The organism is Streptomyces sp. NPDC043176, from assembly GCF_056436715.1.
The window spans coordinates 34,263-57,010 of record NZ_JBWKCA010000036.1; the positions used below are offsets into that span (position 1 = coordinate 34,263).

At 71.1% G+C, this 22,748-nt stretch carries 19 protein-coding genes; 13 read left to right on the top strand and 6 right to left on the bottom strand.

Annotated features, from left to right (window positions below; translation table 11 throughout):
- Nucleotides 1-101: 101 nt before the first annotated feature.
- Together AC067A_RS35250 and eccE are read right to left on the bottom strand one after the other, a co-directional pair.
- Entirely contained in the window at nucleotides 102-962 is an 861-nt protein-coding gene (locus AC067A_RS35250; protein WP_479247392.1) for a hypothetical protein, read from the bottom strand.
- Nucleotides 962-2,266: a type VII secretion protein EccE gene (gene eccE / locus AC067A_RS35255; RefSeq protein WP_479247394.1), complete on the bottom strand. Its 1,305-nt coding sequence runs from the start codon at nucleotides 2,264-2,266 to the stop codon at nucleotides 962-964. Before eccE ends, AC067A_RS35250 begins: the two co-directional genes overlap by 1 nt.
- A gap of 189 nt (nucleotides 2,267-2,455) precedes the next feature.
- On the opposite strand from eccE, the gene eccB reads away from it, so the two are divergent.
- From eccB to AC067A_RS35275, 4 genes are all read left to right on the top strand, one after another.
- A complete protein-coding gene (gene eccB, locus AC067A_RS35260; RefSeq protein ID WP_479247396.1) occupies nucleotides 2,456-4,006 on the top strand; it encodes a type VII secretion protein EccB in 1,551 nt (516 codons plus the stop codon).
- Nucleotides 4,007-4,019: 13 nt separating this feature from the next.
- Entirely contained in the window at nucleotides 4,020-5,273 is a 1,254-nt protein-coding gene (mycP, locus tag AC067A_RS35265; protein WP_479247398.1) for a type VII secretion-associated serine protease mycosin, read from the top strand.
- A 190-nt stretch (nucleotides 5,274-5,463) separates the two neighbouring features.
- Nucleotides 5,464-5,817, top strand: coding sequence for a WXG100 family type VII secretion target (locus tag AC067A_RS35270; protein WP_479247399.1), 354 nt, complete (start codon nucleotides 5,464-5,466; stop codon nucleotides 5,815-5,817).
- A 50-nt stretch (nucleotides 5,818-5,867) separates the two neighbouring features.
- A complete protein-coding gene (locus AC067A_RS35275) occupies nucleotides 5,868-6,158 on the top strand; it encodes a WXG100 family type VII secretion target (protein ID WP_086824141.1) in 291 nt (96 codons plus the stop codon).
- A 63-nt stretch (nucleotides 6,159-6,221) separates the two neighbouring features.
- Here AC067A_RS35275 and AC067A_RS35280 read toward each other — a convergent pair whose 3' ends face one another.
- Complete coding sequence (locus AC067A_RS35280) at nucleotides 6,222-6,509, bottom strand: DUF397 domain-containing protein (protein ID WP_479247401.1); 288 nt, start codon at nucleotides 6,507-6,509, stop codon at nucleotides 6,222-6,224.
- Between the two features lie 63 nt (nucleotides 6,510-6,572).
- A complete protein-coding gene (eccCa, locus tag AC067A_RS35285; protein WP_479247403.1) occupies nucleotides 6,573-10,526 on the bottom strand; it encodes a type VII secretion protein EccCa in 3,954 nt (1,317 codons plus the stop codon).
- Between the two features lie 227 nt (nucleotides 10,527-10,753).
- On the opposite strand from eccCa, the gene eccD reads away from it, so the two are divergent.
- From eccD to AC067A_RS35315, 6 genes are all read left to right on the top strand, one after another.
- Nucleotides 10,754-12,229 carry a type VII secretion integral membrane protein EccD gene (gene eccD, locus AC067A_RS35290; protein ID WP_479247405.1) on the top strand — a complete coding sequence of 492 codons (1,476 nt, stop codon included), beginning with the start codon at nucleotides 10,754-10,756 and terminating at the stop codon, nucleotides 12,227-12,229.
- Between the two features lie 221 nt (nucleotides 12,230-12,450).
- Nucleotides 12,451-12,741, top strand: a complete 291-nt coding sequence (gene rpsO / locus AC067A_RS35295) for a 30S ribosomal protein S15 (RefSeq protein ID WP_030693282.1) — start codon at nucleotides 12,451-12,453, stop codon at nucleotides 12,739-12,741.
- A 283-nt stretch (nucleotides 12,742-13,024) separates the two neighbouring features.
- Nucleotides 13,025-15,241 (top strand): polyribonucleotide nucleotidyltransferase, encoded by a 2,217-nt coding sequence (locus AC067A_RS35300; protein WP_469759245.1) that lies wholly within the window; start codon nucleotides 13,025-13,027, stop codon nucleotides 15,239-15,241.
- Nucleotides 15,238-16,617 carry a M16 family metallopeptidase gene (locus AC067A_RS35305; RefSeq protein ID WP_479247406.1) on the top strand — a complete coding sequence of 460 codons (1,380 nt, stop codon included), beginning with the start codon at nucleotides 15,238-15,240 and terminating at the stop codon, nucleotides 16,615-16,617. The genes AC067A_RS35300 and AC067A_RS35305 overlap by 4 nt, the downstream gene beginning before the upstream one ends.
- Before the next feature lie 25 nt (nucleotides 16,618-16,642).
- Nucleotides 16,643-17,395, top strand: coding sequence for a 4-hydroxy-tetrahydrodipicolinate reductase (gene dapB, locus AC067A_RS35310; protein ID WP_479247407.1), 753 nt, complete (start codon nucleotides 16,643-16,645; stop codon nucleotides 17,393-17,395).
- A 5-nt stretch (nucleotides 17,396-17,400) separates the two neighbouring features.
- Complete coding sequence (locus AC067A_RS35315; RefSeq protein ID WP_479247409.1) at nucleotides 17,401-17,853, top strand: hypothetical protein; 453 nt, start codon at nucleotides 17,401-17,403, stop codon at nucleotides 17,851-17,853.
- On the opposite strand, the gene AC067A_RS35320 is transcribed toward AC067A_RS35315, so the two are convergent.
- Complete coding sequence (locus AC067A_RS35320) at nucleotides 17,843-18,403, bottom strand: hypothetical protein (protein ID WP_479247410.1); 561 nt, start codon at nucleotides 18,401-18,403, stop codon at nucleotides 17,843-17,845. The genes AC067A_RS35315 and AC067A_RS35320 overlap by 11 nt on opposite strands.
- A gap of 54 nt (nucleotides 18,404-18,457) precedes the next feature.
- Complete coding sequence (locus AC067A_RS35325; RefSeq protein ID WP_479247412.1) at nucleotides 18,458-18,697, bottom strand: hypothetical protein; 240 nt, start codon at nucleotides 18,695-18,697, stop codon at nucleotides 18,458-18,460.
- A 152-nt stretch (nucleotides 18,698-18,849) separates the two neighbouring features.
- Here AC067A_RS35325 and thyX point away from each other — a divergent pair, with 152 nt between their 5' ends.
- From thyX to AC067A_RS35340, 3 genes are all read left to right on the top strand, one after another.
- Nucleotides 18,850-19,590: an FAD-dependent thymidylate synthase gene (gene thyX, locus AC067A_RS35330; RefSeq protein WP_479247413.1), complete on the top strand. Its 741-nt coding sequence runs from the start codon at nucleotides 18,850-18,852 to the stop codon at nucleotides 19,588-19,590.
- Between the two features lie 178 nt (nucleotides 19,591-19,768).
- Nucleotides 19,769-20,668 carry a 4-hydroxy-tetrahydrodipicolinate synthase gene (gene dapA, locus AC067A_RS35335; protein WP_479247414.1) on the top strand — a complete coding sequence of 300 codons (900 nt, stop codon included), beginning with the start codon at nucleotides 19,769-19,771 and terminating at the stop codon, nucleotides 20,666-20,668.
- Between the two features lie 98 nt (nucleotides 20,669-20,766).
- The gene (locus AC067A_RS35340; protein ID WP_479247415.1) at nucleotides 20,767-22,452 is read left to right on the top strand and encodes a ribonuclease J; all 1,686 of its coding nucleotides are present in this window, start codon (nucleotides 20,767-20,769) and stop codon (nucleotides 22,450-22,452) included.
- Nucleotides 22,453-22,748: the final 296 nt, after the last annotated feature.

The window sequence follows — 22,748 nt, forward strand, 5'->3', positions numbered from 1 at the left end:
ACCCGGCAGCGCCGCAGAGTGAGAACCCCGCCCGTTCAAAACAATGTCAAAACAATGCAAAAACGGACGTACTTGAGCGACTTCGTGCCGTTCCGTCGCTTTCAGTCCATGCGGCGCGCGCCGCCCAACAATCCGGTCTCGGCGTCCGTCGCCTGCGTCATCACGAACTGGCGGTCGTTCGGCGTGCACCAGAGGGTCACCCCGTCCGCGAGCGTGGACAGCGCCTCGTACTCGTGCCGCGGGAGGCTCATGATCCGGCCGATCTGCGCCGCCTCGTCGGGGGACACCCGCTGGACGCCGACCAGGGAGGACTTCTCCAGGAGCCGGGGCGCGACGGGGCTCAGGTAGGGGAGCAGCGTCACCACCGACTGCCAGGGCGCCGACACGACACGACCGCGCGGCGGCCGCATGCCGCAGTCCCGGACCACGACCACCGGACTGCCCGCCGACGCGCCCTGGGGCGGCACCCGGCCCACGTCGTGCAGCGCGATGCACGGCTGCCCGCCGCCGGCCGCCTGCGCGAGGGCCGTCCAGGCCTGCGCGCGGCCGGTCTCGACGGCCACCCGGGCCCCCGTCGCGGCCGCCCGCAGCGCGAGCACCTGCGCCGTCCACAGACCGCCGATGAGGGTGACGTCGTACGGCACGGGCCGGTTGATGCCGAGCACGGCGGGCCGGTTCTCGGCGTCCACGCCGATCACCATGCCGTCGTCGCCGACCGGCAGGGCCAGCGCGTCCAGCTGCTCCAGGGGTACGGAGTGCCGGTCGCGGCGCGGCCCGACCAGCCCGAAACCGAACCGGGGCCGCGTCCCCCGGCCCGTACGGGGAGAGGGGGAGCCGGCGGATCCGGGCTGCGCGGTGAAGGAACCGGTGGAACCGGGCCCCGGCTGCGTACCGAAGGAACCGAAGGAACCGGAGGAACCGGAGGAGCCGTGGGGCTGCGCACCGAAAGAGGCGGTGGACATCAGCGCGCACCTCCCAGCGGCAGCGTCGCGAGCATGCCCGGCACCTGTTCCCGGTCGAGACGCACCAGACCCGTCCTCACCCCGCGCGCCGCGCGCTCCAGTTCGTGCCGCGCGGCCACGAGCTCCTCGTCGCTGCGGCCGGTGATCCGCACGTGGCCGGTCACCGTCACCTCCTGCCTGTCCCCGCCGCTCAGCGTCAGGCTGAACGTCGTCGCGAGCGCGGGCAGCGAGGTCAGCAGCGCCACCAGCTGCGGCATCGACGCCCCCGCGCCCCCGCTCCGGCCGCCCAGCTGGGGCCAGCGCCCCACCCAGTAGGTCGTGTGCCGCCGGTCGTCCACCCGCCAGGTCCGCGCCGTCTCCTGCGTCCGCCGCGTCTGCGCCTGACCCCGGCCCGCCTGCGCGATCGCCATCGGGCTCGCACAGGTCGAGGTGGCCAGGGCCGACGTGAGCTCCTGCTCGGTCAGCACGTCCGCCCGGAAACCGGCGCCCGCCAGACGGCTCGCCAGCTGGTCGGCCGCCCGCACCACGCACTTCTGCGCGCCCGTCATGCCGCCGCCGCGCGCGGCGACCGCCTCCGGGCAGAGTTCGGGGTCGAGCTTGAGCGCGATCCAGGTGATCCGCACCGCGGGCGAACCCGTCTGCGCCTGGAGCGGCCCGTAGTTGCGTGCGGCCATCGACTGCGGGGGCAGGTGCGGCGCGGGCGCCGGCTGCGTGTGCTGCACGATCTGCGCCGACTCCAGGCGGATGCCGTCGACCGTGAGGACGTCCCGGACGAGCCCGACGGGCAGCGGCCGCGCCGCCCGGTCCGGCCGCAGCGCGGTGCCCTCCGACTCCACCCGCAGGACGGCGGTGAGGAAGGTGCCGTCGCCGATCATCCCGACCGGACGCCGGTCGCGGTCGCTGTACGCGTAGGTCCGCAGGGCCGGATCGCACTCCACGACCGGCGCGAGCCCCGGCTCGGTGCCGGCCGGCACGGTGAAGGAGGCCGCCCGGCGCGACCGGGCGCGCAGCGCCAGGAACGTGCCCAGCCACTCCGGCAGGGAACGCCGGTGCCGGCGCACCACGGCGAGCAGGACGAGTACGACCGCCGCCACGCCCGCGGGCACCAGCAGCATCGGCTCCACGACCCAGGCGACGGCGAGCAGCGCGGCCGCGACCTCGATCAGGACGAGCTGTTGCAATCGGAACGACCCGAAGTGTCCGGGACGCGCCTGGAGCCTCGGGGAGACCGAGGCGCCGGGTCCGGCGGACGGGGGCGCGGAGGCGGTGGCCGCGGCGGGCCGCGTCCGCGTCGCGGAAGCCATGATGGAGAATCCCCCTCAATTCGTCCCGATCACCCTGGCCCGCCAGGGCTTTGGCGGCCGGATCACCCTACCCGCCCCACGAACCCCACGGGACAGCAGGCATAGTAGGGGTCCGGTCCGACAGCCGGGGCCCGGGTGCCACCTCCCCGATCCCCGCGCGAAGACTGCGCCTGACGAGAATGGGGACTCATGGCATCGCGCCGGGACGAGCTGAACGCGTACACCTTTGCGAAGAAGCGCACGGTGGCGGCATTCCTCCAACCCTCGCCCTCCGGCACGGAGGAGGGGGCGCCGAAGCCGCTGCGCGCGATCGTCCCCGGTGTGATCGTCGCCGCCCTCGTGCTCGCCGGGTTCGGCGCATGGGGCATGTTCAGCCCGGCCGCCCCCAAGGGCTGGGACACCCCCGGCACCCGGGTGATCGTCGGCAAGCAGTCGACGACCCGGTACGTCGTCCTGCAGACCGGCAAGGGCAAGGACGCCAAGACCCTGCTCCACCCCGTCCTCAACCTCGCCTCGGCCCGACTCCTCCTCAACCCCGACCAGTTCCAGGTCGTCCAGGTCGACGACAAGACGCTCGACCTCGGCAAGCCGCCGCGCGGCCCCATCCTCGGCATCCCGTACGCCCCCGACCGGCTGCCCGCCGCGGACGACGCGGGCACGCCCAAGCGCTGGGCCGTCTGCGAGCAGCCCGGCGGCGGCAAGGGCGCCAGCGTCCAGAAGGCGACCTTCCTCTTCGCCCAGCGCGACCTGAAGCGCACCGAGGGGAAGGGGCAGCTGAGGGACGGCGACGTCCTCTACGTCCAGGGCCAGGCCGGCAAGGCCCGGTTCCTCGTCGACCACACCGGCACCAAGTACCCGGTGAAGGCCGACTCCACCGGACTGCTCACCGCGCTCGTCGGCCTCAACAAGGAGCCGCAGCCCGTCACCGACGACTGGCTCGCCACCCTGAGGACCGGCGACGAGATCGACTTCCCGCGCATCGAGGGCGAGGCCGGTGCCCCCGCCGGAGTCCCCGGCGGCGGTCTGACCGGAACCGAGAACCGCGTCGGCATGGTCCTCACCGCCCCGACCGGCTCGGGCCCCCAGCAGTACGTCGTGCTGCCCGGCAAGGTCCAGCCCGTCAGCGACTTCACCGCCTGGCTGCTCATCAACTCCCCGCAGACCCGTCCGCTCGACATGGACGGCAAGCCGACCAGCGTCAACGCCTCCGACTTCGAGCCGGACTCCACCGTCTTCCAGCCGCGCGCGCACTGGCCGCGGAAGAAGTCCGAGCAGGCCAACGACGTCAGCGGCGGCGCGGGCGCCCGCGACACCGTCTGCAGCGTCCTCACCGGCGTCGACGACGCCGGCAACACCACCCTCACCACCTGGGCCGGCCCCCAGTACCCCGCCGACATCACCGCCGGCGGCACCAGCACGTACGTCACCCCGGGCAGCGGCCTGCTCTACACCCAGTTCCAGGGGAAGCAGAAGGCGCCCGACGGCTCGCTGTTCCTCGTCACCGACACCGGGCTGCGGTACGCCGTCCAGGCCAACGGCGACAGCGACTCCGACCGTTCCCGGATCGGCGCCGGCGAGCAGCAGCAGCAGACCGACGGACGCCCGGAACCCAGCGACGCCCAGAAGCGTCTCGGCTACGGGAAGGTCAAGCCGGCCCTCGTACCGATCGAATGGTCGGAGTTCCTGTCGAAGGGTCCGCGGCTCGACACCAACAGCGCGCGTCAGCCGCAGGGTTCCTGAGGGGGTGGCACCGGTGACGACGACGTACCGCACGGCCGCCCTGCTCGCCGCGGGCACCCTCACCGCCCTGCTCGCGGTCCCCGCCGCGGCCGCCGCGCCACGGTCCGACGGCCCCGGCCTCGACGGCGGCGGCGAGTGCACCTTCCCCATGAAGAAGCAGATCGAGGGCATCCCCTGGCCGCTGCAGCGGGTCCTCCTCGACGAGCTCTGGCAGGACACCAAGGGCAAGGGCGTCCGCGTCGCGGTCATCGACACCGGCGTCGACGACGTCAACCCGCAGCTGCGCGACGCCGTCGACGCCAAGGCGGGCAAGGACTACCTCAAGCCCGACAAGGAGAACCCCGGCTTCGGCGACGAGAAGCGCGGCAAGACCGACGGCACCGTCGACGAGGTCGGCCACGGCACCAAGGTCGCCGGCATCATCGCCGCCCGCCCCCGCAAGGGCACCGGCTTCGTCGGCCTCGCCCCCGAGTCGACCGTCATCCCGATCCGGCAGAACGACGAGAAGAACAGCGGCAAGTCCGACACCATGGCCCTCGCGATCGACCACGCAGTCCTCAAGGGCGCACAGGTCATCAACATCTCGCAGGACACCACCCAGCCGCTCGGACCCGACTCGCCGATGGCCAAGGCCGTCGCCCGGGCGATCGCGAAGGACGTCGTCGTCGTCGCCTCCGCCGGCAACGACGGCATGGACGGCGGCAAGAAGAACACCTACCCGGCCGCCTTCCCCGGGGTCCTCGCCGTCGCCTCCTCCGACCGGAACAACGAACGCGCCGCGTTCTCCCAGTCCGGCGACTTCGTGGGCGTCGCCGCCCCCGGCGTCGACATCGTCTCCACCGTCCCCGGCGGAGGCCAGTGCGTCGACAACGGCACCAGCTTCTCCGCCCCGTACGTCGCCGGCGTCGCCGTGCTGCTCCGCGCCAAGTACCCGAAGTGGAGCGCGGCCCAGATCGTCGCCCGGATCGAGCAGACCGCCGTCCGCTCGGTCAACGGCCGCGACGACCACGTCGGTTGGGGCGTCGTCGACCCCGTGAGGGCGCTCGCCGACGTCGGCCCCGGCGCGCCGCCCGCGTCGCCCACGCCCGACCCGGGCCCCCCCAGGCCGCCGGCGCCCGAAGCGGCCCGTCTGGCGCTGTCGGAGACGCCCCAGGAGCGCTCCGAACGGCTCGCCACCTACGCGTTGGGGATCGGCGCCGTCCTGGTGGCCGTGGTCGCCGGAACGGCCGTCGTGATCCGCGACAGCCGCCGCAGGAGGGCCCGATGAGCAGGGTCACGGCCAAGTATCCGGACCTTCCTTTGCAGTTGGAACTGCCGCCGTCAATGGCTAAAGTGACCGCTGGGGGCACGGCAGTGCGAACCCAGCACGGGGGCGGCATCAGAAGATTCCCGTCCGCATCACGACCGGATGGCCCGACGGCCCGGCCGTCGACGCCGCCGAAGGAAGAAGGGGCAAGATGTCGAAAGACCTGAACGTAACCAGTGCCGAACAAGTCAAGCTCGCCGGCCGGATCCAGGACTTCTCCGACGAGCTGCAGGCCCGCATCACGTCCCTCAACGGCGTGGTGGACCGCGTCCAGGCGGGCTGGCAGGGCGCTGCGAGCAAGGAGTACGACCGGGTCCAGAACGACCTGAACCAGCGCCTGCGCAGCATGCGCGCCGAGCTGACCAAGCTCGAGGAGATCATGCGCATGAGCGCCGACGGCTTCACGCGTGAGGAAGAGGACCGTCTGCGGTCCTTCCGCACGATGGACGGCGGCGGCTCCGGCGGTTCCGGCGGCGGCAACCAGAGCGCCATCCTCGGCATCTGAGTACGACCCCACCAGTCCTCCGCGCCACTCTCACTTCAGGAGTCAACACCATGACCACTGCGGTCAATTACGACACCGTGACGCAGGCGGCGGCCGACACCCGCCTGACCTCCAGCACCCTCACCCAGAAGCTCGACGACCTCATGGCCGAGGTCAACCGCGTCGCCTCCAACTGGGAGGGTGAGGCGAAGATCGCGTACCGCGAGAGCCAGGACCGCCTGACCCGCGACATGGCCGGCATGAACCAGGACCTGGCGCGCATCGCCCAGCTCCTCGACGAGTCGGTCGTCGGCTACCAGGACACCGACAAGGGCAACGCCGCCCGGTTCCGCATGATGTGACACCCGCGGACACCTGAGGGGGCGGCCCGTTCCGACGGGCCGCCCCCTCACGCGTGTCCGAGGTCAGCGCAGGTCGAACTCGCCGTCCCTGGCGCCCAGCACGAACGCGTCCCACTCGGCCTTCGTGTACCGCAGCACCGTCTCCTTGTCGAGCGACGAGCGCATCGCCACCCCGCCCTCGGGAAGGTGCGCGATCTCCACCCGCTCCTCGTCCGGGTCCGTCCCCGGCGCGCCCTGCCACTCGACGCCGGAGATGTCGAGGGCGTACAGCTCGTCCTTCTGCCGCTGCTTCTCCGCGGCCCGGGCGGCGTCCGCGGCGCTCTCGGTGGTGGTCTCGTGGACGTCGGTCATCGGCGCTTTCCCTTCGCGGTGGTACGGCGGTCCCTCCCACAGTAGTGGGAGGGACCGCTCCGCTCAGTGCTGTTCCGGCAGCCAGCCCAGCTGCACCAGCGGCGTCCCGCGCTTCCGCGACACGAACGTGCCCCGGCCCGGAGGCATCGGCCGCGCCCGGACACCGCCGAGGATGTCGCCCTCCTGCGGGTCGCCGGAGAGGATCACGCCCTGCGCGCCCAACTCCCGCACCCGCTGCATGAACGGCTCGTACATCGCCCGCGAGGCACCCGCCTGGCTGCGCGCCACGATGAAGCGGATGCCGACGTCCCGCGCGAACGGAAGGTTCTCCACGAGCACCGCCAGCGGATTGCCCGAGTTGGTCGCCACCAGTTCGAAGTCGTCGACGAGCACGAAGAGTTGCGGCCCCGTCCACCAGCTGCGGTCGCGCAGCTGCTGCGGAGTGATGTCCGGCTTCGGCGCCCGCTTCGTCATCACCGTGCTGATCGCGTCCATGTGCATCTGCATGGCCGACGCCATCGGCGCGTACTCCAGGAGGTGTGACGGCGCCACGGCCTCCAGCATCGTCCGCCGGTAGTCACCCACCACGATCCGCGCCTGCTCCGGCGTGTACCGCTCGCACAGCTGCTTGGCGATCAGCCGCAGCAGCGCCGTCTTGCCGGACTCGCTCTCACCGAACACCAGCAGGAACGGGTCCGACTCGAAGTCGACGAACACCGGCTCCAGGTTCGTCTCGTCGATGCCGATCGCGATGCCGTGCTGCGGATACTCGAAGCCCTTCGGCAGCTGCTCCGCCGGCAGCCTGCGCGGCAGCAGCCGCACCGCCGGGGCCGGCGCACCGGTCCAGCTCGCCTTCACCGCCCGCACGAACGCCGCCGTGCCCTCCGCCAGGTCACCCGACGAACTCGACCCGTCGATCCGCGGCAGCGCACCCATGAAGTGCAGCTTCTCCGGCACCTGGCCGCGGCCCGGCACCCCGGTCGGCACGTTCGCCGCGACCTTGCGGTCGAACTCGGAGTCCATGACGTCACCGAGCCGCAGTTCCAGCCGGCCCAGCATCTGGTCCTTGAGCGCGGCCCGCACCTCCATGTACCGGGAGGCGGTGATCACCACGTGGATGCCGTAGCCCAGGCCGCGCGCCGCGAGGTCGGCGACGATCGGCTCCAGCATGTCGTAGTCGTTGCGGAAGCCGCCCCAGCCGTCCACCACCAGGAACACGTCGCCCCAGGCCTCGCCCGGCAGCTCGCCGGCGGCCCGCTTGCGCCGGTAGGTCGCCATCGAGTCGATGGAGTGCGCCCGGAAGAACTCCTCCCGCCGGTTGAGCACGCCCATCACCTCGGCGACCGTCCGCCGCACCCGCTCCGGGTCGAGCCGCGACGCGACCCCGCCGACGTGCGGCAGGTCGGCCAGCGACACCATGCCGCCGCCACCGAAGTCCAGGCAGTAGAACTGCACCTCGGCCGGCGTGTGGGTGAGCGCGAACGACGAGATCAGCGCCCGCAGGATCGTCGACTTGCCGGACTGCGGACCGCCGACCACCATCATGTGACCGGCCGCGCCCGAGAAGTCCCGGTACAGCACCTCGCGCCGCTGCTCGAACGGCTTGTCGATCAGACCGAGCGGCACCGTGAGCGCGCCCTGCCGCGTGTACTCCGTCGCCGTCAGCCCCCGGTCCGCCGTCTGCGCGAGCCCCGGAAGCAACTGGTCGAGCGAGGGAGCCTGGTCGAGCGGCGGCAGCCACACCTGGTGCGCCGGCACGCCCTGCCCCTCCAGACGGCGCACGATCACGTCCAGGACCGTGTCCGCGAGCGCGTCGTCCTCCTCGGCCCGCTGCGCCGTCAGGTACGCCGGGTCGGGCGCCGCGTACACCACCGGCACCGGCGCCGCCGTGAACAGCGCGGGCCGCCGCTCCACCGGCAGCTGCCCGATCTCCAGGCGCGGCCCTCCCGTGCGGTACGTCCCCGACACGTACGCCGCCTTGAAGCGGGTCATCTCGTCCGTACCGAACTTCAGATAGCCGGAACCCGGCACCGAGGGCAGGTGGTAGGCGTCCGGCACGCCGATCGCCGTCCGCGACTCCGCCGCCGAGAAGGTCCGCAGACCGATCCGGTACGAGAGGTACGTGTCCAGGCCGCGCAGCCGGCCCTCCTCCAGACGCTGCGAGGCGAGCAGCAGATGCACGCCGAGGGACCGGCCGATGCGGCCGATCTGGATGAACATGTCGATGAAGTCGGGCTTGGCGGTGAGGAGTTCGGAGAACTCGTCGATCACGAGGACCAGCGAGGCCAGCGGTTCGAGGGGCGCGCCCGCCGCCCGCGCCTTCTCGTAGTCGTGGATGTTGGCGTAGTTGCCCGCCGACCGCAGCAGCTCCTGGCGCCGCTGGAGCTCACCGCGGATCGCGTCGCCCATGCGGTCGACCAGCGTCAGGTCGTCCGACAGGTTCGTGATGACCGCGGCCACGTGCGGCATCTGCGACATGCCGGCGAAGGTCGCGCCGCCCTTGAAGTCCGCGAGGACGAAGTTCAGCGTCTCCGAGGAGTGCGTCACCGCCAGGCCGAGCACCAGGGTCCGCAGCAGCTCCGACTTGCCGGAGCCCGTCGCGCCCACGCACAGACCGTGCGGGCCCATGCCCTCCTGCGCGGCCTCCTTCAGGTCCAGCATGACCGGCTGGCCGTCCTCGCCGACACCGATCGGCACCCGCAGGCGCTCGGCCACCGACCGCGGCCGCCAGGTCCGCGCCACGTCCACCGACTCGGCGTCCCCGAGGTTCAGCAGATCCGTGAAGTCCAGATTGGCGAGCAGCGGCTCGTCGTCGTCCCCGCCGCCCATCCGCAGCGGCGCCAGCTGGCGGGCCAGCGCCTCGGCCGCCGGCAGCGAGATCCCGTCCGGCACGCCCTCGTACGCGAACCCGCCGCCCGACTCCAGCCGCAGCCGGCCCGGCCGTACCACCACCGACAGGCCGCCGCGCGGCTCGTCGAGGTCGCCGGAGACCACCTCCACGATCGTCACGCCCTGCAGGCCCTCGGCCGCCGCGAGCAGCGAGTCCGGCGGCACCATGCCGCCGTCCAGGACCACCACCACGTGCGGCTGGTCGAGCACCGGCTGGTTCTCCCGCGAGAACCGCGGCCGCCCGTCCAGCCTCGAGCGGACCAGGTTCTCCAGCTCGCCCAGGTCGTCGCCGAACAGCCGCTTCGTACCGGCGCCGTCCACCTGCCCGGGCACCTGCGTGTGCGGCAGCCACTTCGTCCAGTCCCACCGCTCCTGCGAGGACCGTGCCGCCACCACCGCGAGCATCAGGTCGTCGGGGGAGTGCAGCGTCACCAGCTGCGCCACCAGCGCACGCGCCGCGGCCTGCGCCGACTCCGGCTCACCCGACACCGTCACGTGGTAGAACGCCCGCATCGAGACCGCCATCGGCAGCCCGTCCAGCGTGCCGTGCACCGCGAGGAACTGCTGCATCGCACCCGCGCACAGCGGCTCCAGCTCGTCCACCGGCGCCGTGTCCGGCGCCACCAGCGGCGTCGCCAACTGCTGCGCCCCGAGCCCGATGCGCGCCTGCCCGAAGTCGTGGTCGCCGACCCTGCGCTCCCACACCCGCGAGCCCTCGGCCACCACCGACCACAACTGCTCGGGGGAGGGGTGCAGATACAACTGCGCGTCCCGCTGCGAGCGCGCCGTCCGCCGGACCGTACGCCGGGTCTGGGCGAGGTATTTGAGGTAGTCGCGGCGCACATCGGCCATTTGCCCCTGCGTACCGCGACGGAATCTCACGAACTGGGCGACCGCCATCGCGACCGTCGACGCCAGCATCAGCGTGCCCATGATCCGCATGATCGGCGACGGCGTCATGAAGAAGAAGACCACCGAGGAGCCCATGCCGAGCATCGGCAGCAGCTGCATCAGCGCCGACTCCTGCTGCCCCCGGGGAAGTTCCGGCGGGGACTCCAGGATCAGTTCCTCACCGGGCACTTCCGGCGGAAGCGCCCTCGGTGGGCGTTTGACGACGATCTGGCTCACCGGCGCATCAATCCCTCGTTGGAGGTGGGCTCGTGGCGGGAGCATCCGCGCCGGCACCCCGGTCGGCAGCCGAGCGCGCGGACTTCCCCCATGGGACGGCGATCCTACTTGCAGCCCCCACCGGCCGTCCCCGGTAGGGTGGCGCGCGCATCGTGCGCAACCGCGAATCAGAACGCGCGTCACCGCGAATCCGACGGGCGCAACCGCGAATCAGGGGGTCCACACACGTGAGTACGACCGCAGCGACCGGCTTCTGCCGCGTCACCGTCGTGGCGCCGGACAGCCGCATCGACGTCGCGCTCCCCGAGGACATCGCCGTCGCCGACGTCTACCCGGAGATCCTGCGGCTCACCGGCCAGACCCAGGCCGCCGGCACCCCCACCGGCTACCACCTGGTCCGCCGCGACGGATCCGTCCTCGACGGCGCCCGCACGCTCGCCGCCCAGCAGGTCCTCGACGGCGAGGTGCTCTCCCTGCGCCCCTTCGCCCAGTCGCTGCCGCCGGCCGTCTACGACGACGTGTCCGACGCCGTCGCCTCCGCCGTCACCCGCGACCGGCACCTGTGGAGCGACGAGCTGCTGCGCGGCGCCGGCCTCCTCGGCGGCGTCCTCCTCCTCGTCCTCATGGGCTTCGTCCTCTGGTTCGCCGACCCGATCCGCCACGACATGCACAGCCTGCCCGGCATCATCGCGGGCGCCGCCGGCCTCCTCCTCACCGCCTTCGCCGGCGTCCGCGCCCGCGTCTACGGCGACCGGGCGACCGCCGTCGCCCTCGGCCTCGGCGCGCTGCCCCTGCTGCTCATCGCCGGCTCCGGCATCATCGGCGCCGACGCCGGCCAGGGCCCCGGCCGCCTCCAGTTCCTCCTCGGCTGCGTCACCGTGCTCGTCGCCTCGGTGGCCCTCGTCGCGCTCACCCCCAGCGGGGACGCGCCCTTCGTCGCCGCCACCTTCCTCGCCGGCGTCGGCACCCTCGCCACCTTCCTGGAGATCCTCACCGAGACCACCGCCACCGAGACGGCCGCCGTCTGCGCGCCCGTCGCCATCGGCCTCGTCGCCTTCCTGCCCGGCCTCTCCGCCCGCTTCGCCCGCCTGCCCATCGGCTACGCGGCCCCGCGCAGCGCCGCCGACGACGAGTTCCTCGGCGACCCGCAGCAGCCGGGTGAGGAGGCGCAGCCCGTCGACGGCGAGCGCATCGCCCTCCAGGCCCGCCGCGGCCACGAGATGCTCCTCGGCCTGGTCGGCGGCTGCGCGGCCGTCGTCGTCGGCTCCGCCGCCGTCCTCGGCTTCGCCGGAAACGTCTGGGGCCAGCTCCTCGCCCTCGGCGCCGGCCTGGCGATGCTGCTCCGCGCCCGTCTCTTCCGCTACACCTCGCAGGTCGCCTGCGTCCTGGTCGCCGGCATCGCCGCCATCGCGCTCCTCGTCCTCGGCCTCTCCCTCAACCCGCCGGCCGACCTCGTCAAGGAGCTCCTCATGTACGGGGACCGCGGCGGCCTGGACATCCGTACGATCTGGCTCACCGCCGCCGTCGCCGCCGGCGCCGCGCTGATCACCGCCATCGGCCTGATCATCCCGAGGAAGGGCCTCTCGCCCTTCTGGGGCCGCCTGCTCGACCTGACCGAGGGCTTCGTCCTGCTCTCCCTCGTCCCGCTCTGCCTCGCCGTCCTCGACGTCTTCACCTCGGTCCGCGCACTGACCAGCAAGTAGCGGCGAGCGGGGCCGCGGGGAAAAGCGACCGGGGGCGCTCCGGCGAGCTGGTACGCTGTGTGACGGCCGTTTGTGTACGCGCTCCCGGAATGCCCCCGAGACCACTCGGATGCCTCTGGAAGCTGCGCCCATCGGACCTTCGCCCGTCGAGTCACGGAAGCTTCCCCTGAGACCTAGACCAGGGGCACTCGTGGGCGCACGAACACCAAGAGGAGATCCGCGTGGCTCTCGACGCCGCTGTCAAGAAGCAGATCATGGCCGAGTTCGGCACCAAGGAGGGCGACACCGGCTCCCCCGAGGTCCAGGTCGCCATGCTGTCCCGTCGCATCTCGGACCTGACCGAGCACCTCAAGCAGCACAAGCACGACCACCACTCCCGCCGTGGTCTGCTGATCCTGGTCGGCCAGCGCCGCCGCCTGCTGCAGTACCTGGCCAAGAAGGACATCCAGCGCTTCCGTGCCCTGGTCGACCGCCTCGGCATCCGCCGCGGTGCGGCCGGCGGCGCCAAGTAAGGACGCCGTGAAGGGAGCGGTTCCCACTTTCAGGGGGCCGCTCCCTTTGCTGTACGTGCACAAAGTGCGCATCGGCACTTAGTCTGGTCGCACAACCCCATATGACGAGCGAGAAGCCGCCGGCAGCCGCCGGTCCTCGGTAGTGGCCCCCGGAAACGAATCGCCGGGAGCTTCGATCGAAGACCGGCCCGCACCCGAGGCGAGCTTCTCCGCCCCCGTCGCACACCGTCCCCGGCCACACGGGCCGAAGGACGCAAAGACGAACACGTAGGAGAAACCGCTAGTGGAGAACGAGACCCACTACGCCGAGGCCGTCATCGACAACGGCACCTTCGGCACCCGCACCATCCGCTTCGAGACCGGCCGTCTGGCCAAGCAGGCCGCCGGCTCCGCCGTCGCCTACCTGGACGACGACACGATGGTCCTTTCCGCGACCACCGCCTCGAAGCGCCCCAAGGACCAGCTCGACTTCTTCCCCCTCACGGTGGACGTCGAGGAGCGGCAGTACGCGGCCGGCAAGATCCCCGGCTCCTTCTTCCGCCGCGAGGGCCGCCCCTCCGAGGACGCGATCCTCACCTGCCGCCTGATCGACCGCCCGCTGCGCCCCTCCTTCAAGAAGGGCCTGCGCAACGAGATCCAGATCGTCGAGACGATCATGGCGCTCAACCCCGACCACCTGTACGACGTGGTCGCGATCAACGCCGCCTCCGCGTCGACGATCCTGGCGGGCCTGCCCTTCTCCGGCCCCATCGGCGCCACCCGCGTCGCCCTGATCAAGGGCCAGTGGGTCGCCTTCCCGACGCACACCGAGCTCGAGGACGCCGTCTTCGACATGGTCGTCGCCGGTCGCGTCCTGGAGGACGGCGACGTCGCGATCATGATGGTCGAGGCCGAGGCCACCGAGCGGACGATCGAGCTCGTCAAGGGCGGCGCCGAGGCGCCGACCGAGGAGGTCGTCGCCGCCGGTCTCGAGGCCGCGAAGCCCTTCATCAAGGTCCTCTGCAAGGCCCAGTCGGACCTCGCCGCCAAGGCCGCCAAGCCCACCGGCGAGTTCCCGGTCTTCCTGGACTACCAGGACGACGTCCTGGAGGCGCTCACCGCCGCCGTCAAGGGTGAGCTCACCAAGGCGCTCACCATCGCCGGCAAGCAGGAGCGCGAGGCCGAGCTCGACCGCATCAAGGAGATCGCCGCCGAGAAGCTCCTCCCGGCCTTCGAGGGCCGCGAGAAGGAGATCGGCGGCGCGTACCGCGCGCTGACCAAGAAGCTGGTCCGCGAGCGCGTCATCAAGGACAAGGTCCGCATCGACGGCCGTGGCCTCACCGACATCCGTACGCTCGCGGCCGAGGTCGAGGCCATCCCGCGCGTGCACGGCTCGGCGCTGTTCGAGCGTGGCGAGACCCAGATCCTGGGCGTCACCACCCTCAACATGCTCCGCATGGAGCAGCAGCTGGACACCCTCTCCCCGGTGACCCGCAAGCGCTACATGCACAACTACAACTTCCCGCCGTACTCCGTCGGCGAGACCGGCCGCGTGGGCTCGCCCAAGCGCCGCGAGATCGGCCACGGCGCGCTCGCCGAGCGCGCCATCGTGCCGGTCCTCCCGACCCGCGAGGAGTTCCCCTACGCGATCCGCCAGGTGTCCGAGGCCCTCGGCTCCAACGGTTCGACGTCGATGGGCTCGGTCTGCGCCTCCACCATGTCGCTGCTGAACGCCGGTGTGCCGCTCAAGGCCGCCGTCGCCGGTATCGCCATGGGTCTGATCTCCGAGGAGATCGACGGCCAGACGCACTACGTCGCCCTCACCGACATCCTCGGTGCGGAGGACGCCTTCGGCGACATGGACTTCAAGGTCGCCGGCACGAAGCAGTTCGTGACCGCGCTCCAGCTCGACACCAAGCTCGACGGCATCCCCGCCTCGGTCCTGGCCGCCGCGCTGAAGCAGGCCCGCGACGCGCGTCTGCACATCCTCGACGTGATGAACGAGGCGATCGACGTTCCGGACGAGATGTCCCCGAACGCGCCGCGCATCATCACCGTCAAGATCCCGGTGGACAAGATCGGTGAGGTCATCGGCCCCAAGGGCAAGATGATCAACCAGATCCAGGAGGACACCGGCGCCGAGATCACGATCGAGGACGACGGCACCATCTACATCGGTGCCCAGCAGGGCTCGCAGGCCGAGGCCGCCCGCGCCACGATCAACGGCATCGCCAACCCGACCATGCCGGAGGTCGGCGAGCGCTACCTGGGTACGGTCGTCAAGACCACCACCTTCGGTGCCTTCGTCTCCCTGCTCCCGGGCAAGGACGGCCTGCTGCACATCTCGCAGATCCGCAAGCTCGCCGGTGGCAAGCGCGTGGAGAACGTCGAGGACGTGCTCGCGATCGGCTCCAAGGTGCAGGTCGAGATCGCCGAGATCGACCAGCGCGGCAAGCTCTCCCTGATCCCCGTGATCGCGGACGAGGACGCCGAGGGTGACAAGGACGACGCTGCCAAGTGACGTCCCGTAGTTCCCGCGCGACGGCCCGCCCCTCTTCGGAGGGGCGGGCCGTCGCCCGTACCCAAACGCTTCTCCCGGGCAAGGACGGCATCGGCACCGTCCGTCGCACGACCCTCCCCGGGGGCCTGAGGATCGTCACCGAGACCCTCCCCTCCGTGCGCTCCGCCACCTTCGGCATCTGGGCGCACGTCGGCTCCCGCGACGAGACCCCGACACTCAACGGCGCGACCCACTACCTGGAGCACCTCCTCTTCAAGGGCACCCGCAAGCGGTCCGCCCTCGACATCTCCGCCGCGATCGACGCGGTCGGCGGCGAGATGAACGCCTTCACGGCGAAGGAGTACACCTGCTACTACGCGCGGGTCCTCGACACCGACCTGCCGCTGGCGATCGACGTCGTCTGCGACATGCTCACCGACTCGCTCATCCTCGAAGAGGACGTGGACGCCGAGCGCGGCGTCATCCTCGAGGAGATCGCGATGACCGAGGACGACCCCGGCGACGTCGTGCACGAGCTGTTCGCGCAGACGATGTTCGGCGACACCCCGCTGGGCCGCCCGGTCCTCGGCACCGTCGACACCATCAACGCGCTCGGCCGCGGCCAGATCGCCCGCTTCTACAAGAAGCACTACGACCCGACCCACCTGGTCGTCGCCGCCGCCGGCAACGTCGACCACGCCACGGTGGTACGCCAGGTCCGCCGCGCCTTCGAGAAGGCCGGCGCCCTCGGCCGTACCGACGCCGTCCCCGTCGCCCCCCGCGACGGCCGGCGCACCCTGCGCACCGCGGGCCGCGTCGAGCTCCTCAACCGCAGGACCGAGCAGGCCCACGTGGTCCTCGGCATGCCGGGCCTGGCCCGCACCGACGAGCGCCGCTGGGCCCTCGGCGTGCTGAACACCGCCCTCGGCGGCGGCATGTCCTCCCGCCTCTTCCAGGAGGTCCGCGAGAAGCGCGGCCTGGCCTACAGCGTGTACTCGTACACCTCGGGCTTCGCCGACTGCGGCCTCTTCGGCGTGTACGCGGGATGCCGGCCCAGCCAGGTCCACGACGTCCTGAAGATCTGCCGGGACGAGCTCGACAAGGTCGCCTCCGACGGGCTCACCGACGAGGAGATCACCCGTGCGGTCGGTCAGCTCTCCGGATCGACCGTCCTCGGCCTGGAGGACACCGGCGCGCTGATGAACCGCATCGGCAAGAGCGAGCTCTGCTGGGGCACCCAGATGTCGGTCGACGACATGCTCGCCCGGATCGCGGCCGTCACCCCGGACGACGTCCGCGAGGTCGCCCGCGATGTACTGGAGCAGAGGCCCTCGCTCTCGGTGATCGGCCCGCTGAAGGACAAGCAGGCGGACCGCCTCCACCACGCGGTCTCCTGACCCACGAGTCCCCTAAGGAAGAGCAATGAGCAAGCTGCGCGTGGCGGTCCTCGGAGCCAAGGGCCGTATCGGCTCGGAGGCGGTCAAGGCCGTCGAGGCCGCCGAGGACATGGAACTGGTCGCGGCCCTCGGCCGCGGCGACGAGCTGGACGCGCTCACCGAGGCGGGCGCCCAGGTCGTCGTCGAGCTGACCACCCCCGCCTCGGTGATGGAGAACCTCGACTTCTGCGTGCGTCACGGCATCCACGCGGTCGTCGGCACCACCGGCTGGACCGAGGAGCGCCTCGCGCAGCTGAACGGCTGGCTCGCCGCCTCCCCGGAGACCGGCGTCCTGATCGCCCCGAACTTCTCCATCGGCGCGGTCCTCACCATGAAGTTCGCGCAGATCGCGGCCCCGTACTTCGAGTCGGTCGAGGTCGTCGAACTGCACCACCCGAACAAGGTCGACGCGCCCTCCGGCACGGCGACCCGCACCGCTCAGCTCATCGCCGAGGCCCGGTCGAAGGCAGGCTGCGCCCCGCAGCCCGACGCCACGACCACCGCCCTCGCCGGTGCGCGCGGGGCGGACGTCGACGGCGTGCCCGTGCACGCGGTACGCCTCCGCGGCCTGCTGGCCCACCAGGAGGTGCTGCTCGGCGGCGAGGGCGAGACCCTCACCGTCCGCCACGACTCGCTGCACCACTCCAGCTTCATGCCGGGCATCCTCCTGGGCGCCCGCCGCGTGACCACCGCTCCGGGCCTCACCTTCGGCCTGGAGCACTTCCTGGACCTGGGCTGACGGCCATGGGCGGAAAGATCACGTACGTCTTCCTGGCCACCGTCCTCGTGCTCGTCTTCGGCGTGGTGGCGATGGAGGGCGTCCTGCTGCTCCTCACGGGCGAGCCGGCCGCCATGGGCATGGGCGCGGTGGCGTTCCTGCTGCCCGGCGTCGGTGGCTGGTTCCTCTGGAAGAACACCCGGTTCGCGCGTCAGGCGGGCCGCCTCGCCACCGAACTGGAGGCGGAGGGCGGCCTGCCCGTCGACGACCTGAAGCGCACCGGGGGCGGCCGGATCGACCGGGACTCGGCCGACGAGGTCTTCGCGCGGCGCAAGGCCGAGACGGAGGACTCACCCGAGGACTGGCGCTGCTGGTTCCGGCTCGCGGTCGCGTACCACGACGCCCGCGACACCCCGCGGGCCCGCAGGGCGATGCAGCGGGCCATCGCGCTCCACGAGGGGCGTCCGGTCAGCGCGTAGCGGACGGGGCGGGGCCGTACTCGGCGTTCCACGCCTCCACCGTGTCGGCCGCCCGGTCGAAGGCCTCGACCCGGGAGAGGAAGTCGGCGTTGTGGTCGGTGAGCAGCAGCAGCTGCTCACCACCCTGCCGGCCGAGCACCAGGGCCTGGCCCTGGACCGTGCGGGGGAGGCCCAGCCAGCGCACCGGCTGCTGGGCGGTCCGCACGGAGGTCACCTTGGCCCACGGCACGGTGACGGTCGAGAAGAAGCCCACGCGCCGCACTCCGGCGCGGCTCACCCACGTGCCCATGCGCAGCATGCGCAGGGCGGCGACGATGACGAGCAGGGCGAGGCCGAAGGTGACGAGCGCGCCGCTGCCCGCTCCGGCCGCGGCGATGACCACCGCGGCGAGCAGGACGAACGAGGCGAGCAGCAGCGCGAGCGCCGCCGCCCCGACCCGCCATGACCCCGGCCGGTAGGGACGACGCCACTGGTCGTGGTCGTCGAACGGCAGGGCGACGTGGTCGGTCGTGTCAAAAGCACGGTCGGCCGTCAGGAAGGGCAGGGGCACGACAGGTCCTCACTCACAGGCACGCTCGAAGGGGCAGTGCCCGGTGAGGCTACCTCAGCGGTTGTCGGAGGCCTCGGACTGCTGCTGACGAGTGGCGGAGTCCCCCGACTGGAGCGACGGCATGCCGAGGACGAGGGCCCCGACGAGCCCGGCGACGACGGTCAGCCCGAGCAGCGTACGCGTCACGATCTCGGTGGCCCCCAGACGCTCCCGAGGCGGTGGAGTGACGTTACTGCGGAAGTGGTCGGCCTCCGCGACGAACGCGAACGGTACGGCCTCTCTCCGGCGGAACATCAGGACCACTCTCCTCGGGTGTCGTCGTGCCTCACGGATACAGACGACAGAAGAGGCGGTTTGGTGCCCTATTTCACCAAAGCAGCCGAATCTCATCCTCCGGTAGGACGTCGTTAGAGTGGGCGACTGCACCCCGACTGGAAGGACCGCTGGTGAGCGACAGCCCCACCGAGAACGTGAAGATCGACTTCCGGAGCGACGTCACCGTCGAACTGGTCAAGAGCGCGGCGGCCGACTCCGACGTCCTCTGGGCGGCCCGGGTCTCCACGGCGGGCGAGCAGTCCCTCGAAGAGCTCCAGAAGGACCCCGAGCGCTCCAAGGGCCTCATCAACTACCTGATGCGGGACCGTCACGGCAGCCCCTTCGAGCACAACTCGATGACCTTCTTCATCAGCGCCCCGATCTTCGTGTTCCGCGAGTTCATGCGGCACCGCGTCGGCTGGTCGTACAACGAGGAGTCGGGCCGCTACAGGCAGCTCGATCCGGTCTTCTACGTCCCCGACACCGACCGCAAGCTGGTCCAGGAGGGCCGTCCCGGCAAGTACGTCTTCGTCGAGGGCACCCCCGAGCAGCACGAGCTGGTCAGCCGCACCATGGAGGACTCGTACCGCCAGGCGTACGCCACCTACCAGGAGATGCTGGCCGCCGGCGTCGCCCGCGAGGTCGCCCGCGCCGTCCTCCCGGTCGGTCTCTTCTCCTCGATGTACGCCACCTGCAACGCGCGCTCGCTCATGCACTTCCTGGGCCTGCGCACCCAGCACGAGCTCGCCACGACCCCTTCCTTCCCGCAGCGGGAGATCGAGATGGTCGGCGAGAAGATGGAGGAGCACTGGGCCCGGCTGATGCCGCTGACCCACGCCGCCTTCAACAAGAACGGCCGTGTGGCCCCGTAACGCACACATGTCCGATCGCCTCGCGCGAGGTGTCCGTATTGCGACGTTTCGCGAAGTTCATCTAGGCTGATCAAACGGACCCGGCGCTGCCTGAACCCCCGAGCAGGCAGCGCCGGGCTCCCTTTCTCGTGTCCCCCTCCGGGACACCCGGCGCTGAGCAGCGAGTAGCGTGTTACCCATGGCTCCGATCTCCACTCCGCAGACCCCCTTCGGGCGGGTCCTCACCGCCATGGTCACGCCCTTCACGGCGGACGGCGCACTCGACCTCGACGGTGCCCAGCGACTGGCCACCCACCTGGTGGACGCAGGCAACGACGGCCTCGTCGTCAACGGCACCACCGGCGAGTCCCCCACCACCAGCGACGCGGAGAAATCGGGCCTCGTACGAGCGGTGCTGGAGGCGGTCGGCGACCGCGCCCACGTCGTCGCCGGCATCGGCACGAACGACACCCACCACTCCATCGAGCTCGCCCGCGCCGCCGAGCGTGACGGCGCCCACGGCCTGCTCGCCGTGACGCCGTACTACAGCAAGCCTCCGCAGGAGGGCCTGTACCGGCACTTCTCGGCCATCGCCGACGCCACCGGCCTGCCGGTCATGCTCTACGACATCCCGGGCCGCAGCGGCGTCCCGATCGACACCGAGACGATCGTCCGTCTCGCCGAGCACCCGCGCATCGTCGCCAACAAGGACGCCAAGGGCGACCTCGGCCGCGCCAGCTGGGCCATCGCCCGCTCCGGCCTCGCCTGGTACTCCGGCGACGACATGCTCAACCTGCCGCTGCTCTCCGTCGGAGCCTGCGGTTTCGTCTCGGTCGTGGGCCACGTCGTGACCCCCGAGCTCCGCGCCCTCCTCGACGCCCACCTGGGCGGCGAGGTCCAGAAGGCCACCGAGATCCACCAGAAGCTGCTCCCCGTCTACACCGGCATGTTCCGCACCCAGGGCGTCATGACCACCAAGGCCGCCCTCGCCCTCCAGGGCCTCCCGGCCGGCCCCCTTCGGATGCCGCTCGTGGAGCTCTCCCCGCAGGAGACGGAGCAGCTCAAGGTCGACCTGGCCGCCGGCGGGGTAGAACTCTGACATCGGACTTCACAACTGAACACTGACAACAGCAAGTGCATGATTGTCATGCGCGCCACGTGCCACCGGTGCGTGGCGTGCGTGGTGAGGAGAGTCTTTTGAGTCATCCGCATCCTGAACTCGGCGCCCCGCCGAAGCTCCCGAAGGGCGCCCTGCGCGTCACCCCGCTCGGCGGACTCGGCGAGATCGGCCGCAACATGACGGTCTTCGAGTTCGACGGCCGTCTGCTCATCGTCGACTGCGGCGTCCTCTTCCCCGAAGAGGAGCAGCCGGGCGTCGACCTGATCCTTCCCGACTTCACCATCATCCGGGACCGCCTCGACGACATCGAAGGCATCGTGCTCACGCACGGCCACGAGGACCACATCGGTGCCGTCCCCTACCTCCTCCGGCTCAAGCCGGACATCCCGCTCATCGGCTCCAAGCTGACCCTCGCCCTCATCGAGGCGAAGCTCCAGGAGCACCGCATCCGCCCCTACACCCTCGAGGTGAAGGAAGGCGACCGCGAGAACCTGGGCCCCTTCGACTGCGAGTTCATCGCCGTCAACCACTCCATCCCGGACGCCCTGGCCGTCGCCATCCGCACCCCCGCGGGCATGGCCGTCGCCACCGGCGACTTCAAGATGGACCAGCTCCCGATGGACGGCCGCCTCACCGACCTCCACGCGTTCGCGCGGCTCAGCGAGGAGGGCATCGACCTCCTGCTGTCCGACTCGACCAACGCCGAGGTCCCCGGCTTCGTCCCGCCGGAGAAGGACATCTCCAACGTCCTGCGGAACGTCTTCGCCAACGCCCAGAAGCGCATCATCGTGGCCAGCTTCGCCAGCCACGTGCACCGCATCCAGCAGATCCTCGACGCCGCCCACGAGTACGGCCGCCGGGTCGCCTTCGTCGGCCGCTCGATGGTCCGCAACATGGGCATCGCCCGCGACCTCGGCTACCTCCGTGTTCCGGCCGGCCTCGTCGTGGACGTGAAGACCCTCGACGACCTGCCGGACGACGAGGTCGTGCTGGTCTGCACGGGCTCCCAGGGCGAGCCCATGGCCGCCCTGTCCCGCATGGCCAACCGGGACCACCAGATCCGGATCGTCCCCGGCGACACCGTGATCCTCGCGTCCTCCCTGATCCCGGGCAACGAGAACGCGGTCTACCGCGTGATCAACGGCCTGACCCGCTGGGGCGCCAACGTCGTCCACAAGGGCAACGCCAAGGTCCACGTCTCGGGCCACGCCTCGGCCGGCGAGCTGCTGTACTTCTACAACATCTGCCGCCCGAAGAACCTCATGCCGGTCCACGGCGAATGGCGCCACCTGCGCGCCAACGCCGAGCTCGGCGCGATGACGGGTATCCCCAAGGACCACATCGTCATCGCCGAGGACGGCGTCGTCGTCGACCTGATCGACGGCCGCGCCCGCATCACCGGCAAGGTCCAGGCGGGTTACGTGTACGTCGACGGCCTCTCGGTCGGCGACGTCACCGAGGCCCACCTCAAGGACCGTCGCATCCTCGGCGACGAGGGCATCATCTCGGTCTTCGTGGTCGTGGACTCCTCGACCGGCAAGATCGTGAGCGGTCCGAACATCCACGCCCGGGGCTCCGGCATCGAGGACTCGGCCTTCGACGCCGTCATCCCGAAGGTCGACCAGGTCCTGAACAAGTCCGCCCAGGACGGCGTCGTCGAACCCCACCAGCTCCAGCAGCTGATCCGCCGCACCGTCGGCAAGTGGGTTTCCGACACCTACCGTCGCCGCCCGATGATCCTCCCGGTCGTCGTCGAGGTCTGACGGGCGCCCTGACCAGCGCCGCACCGGAGCGGGGCCCCTCGATTTGCATCGGGGCGCCCCGCTCCAGTACGTTTACGGCTCCGCCAGATCGGGAACCCCCGGCGCCGCCGTGCGCCTGAACGGTTCTTCGGGAGGCGGGAAATCCGACTCAGATCTTCTGATAAAGTCGGAACCGCCGAAAGGCCCCCGGCGCGAAAGCGAAAACGGGGACCGGAAAGCACCGAGGAAATCGGATCGGAAAGATCTGATAGAGTCGGAAACGAAGGAAGCGCCCGGAGGAAAACCCGCGAGGGTGA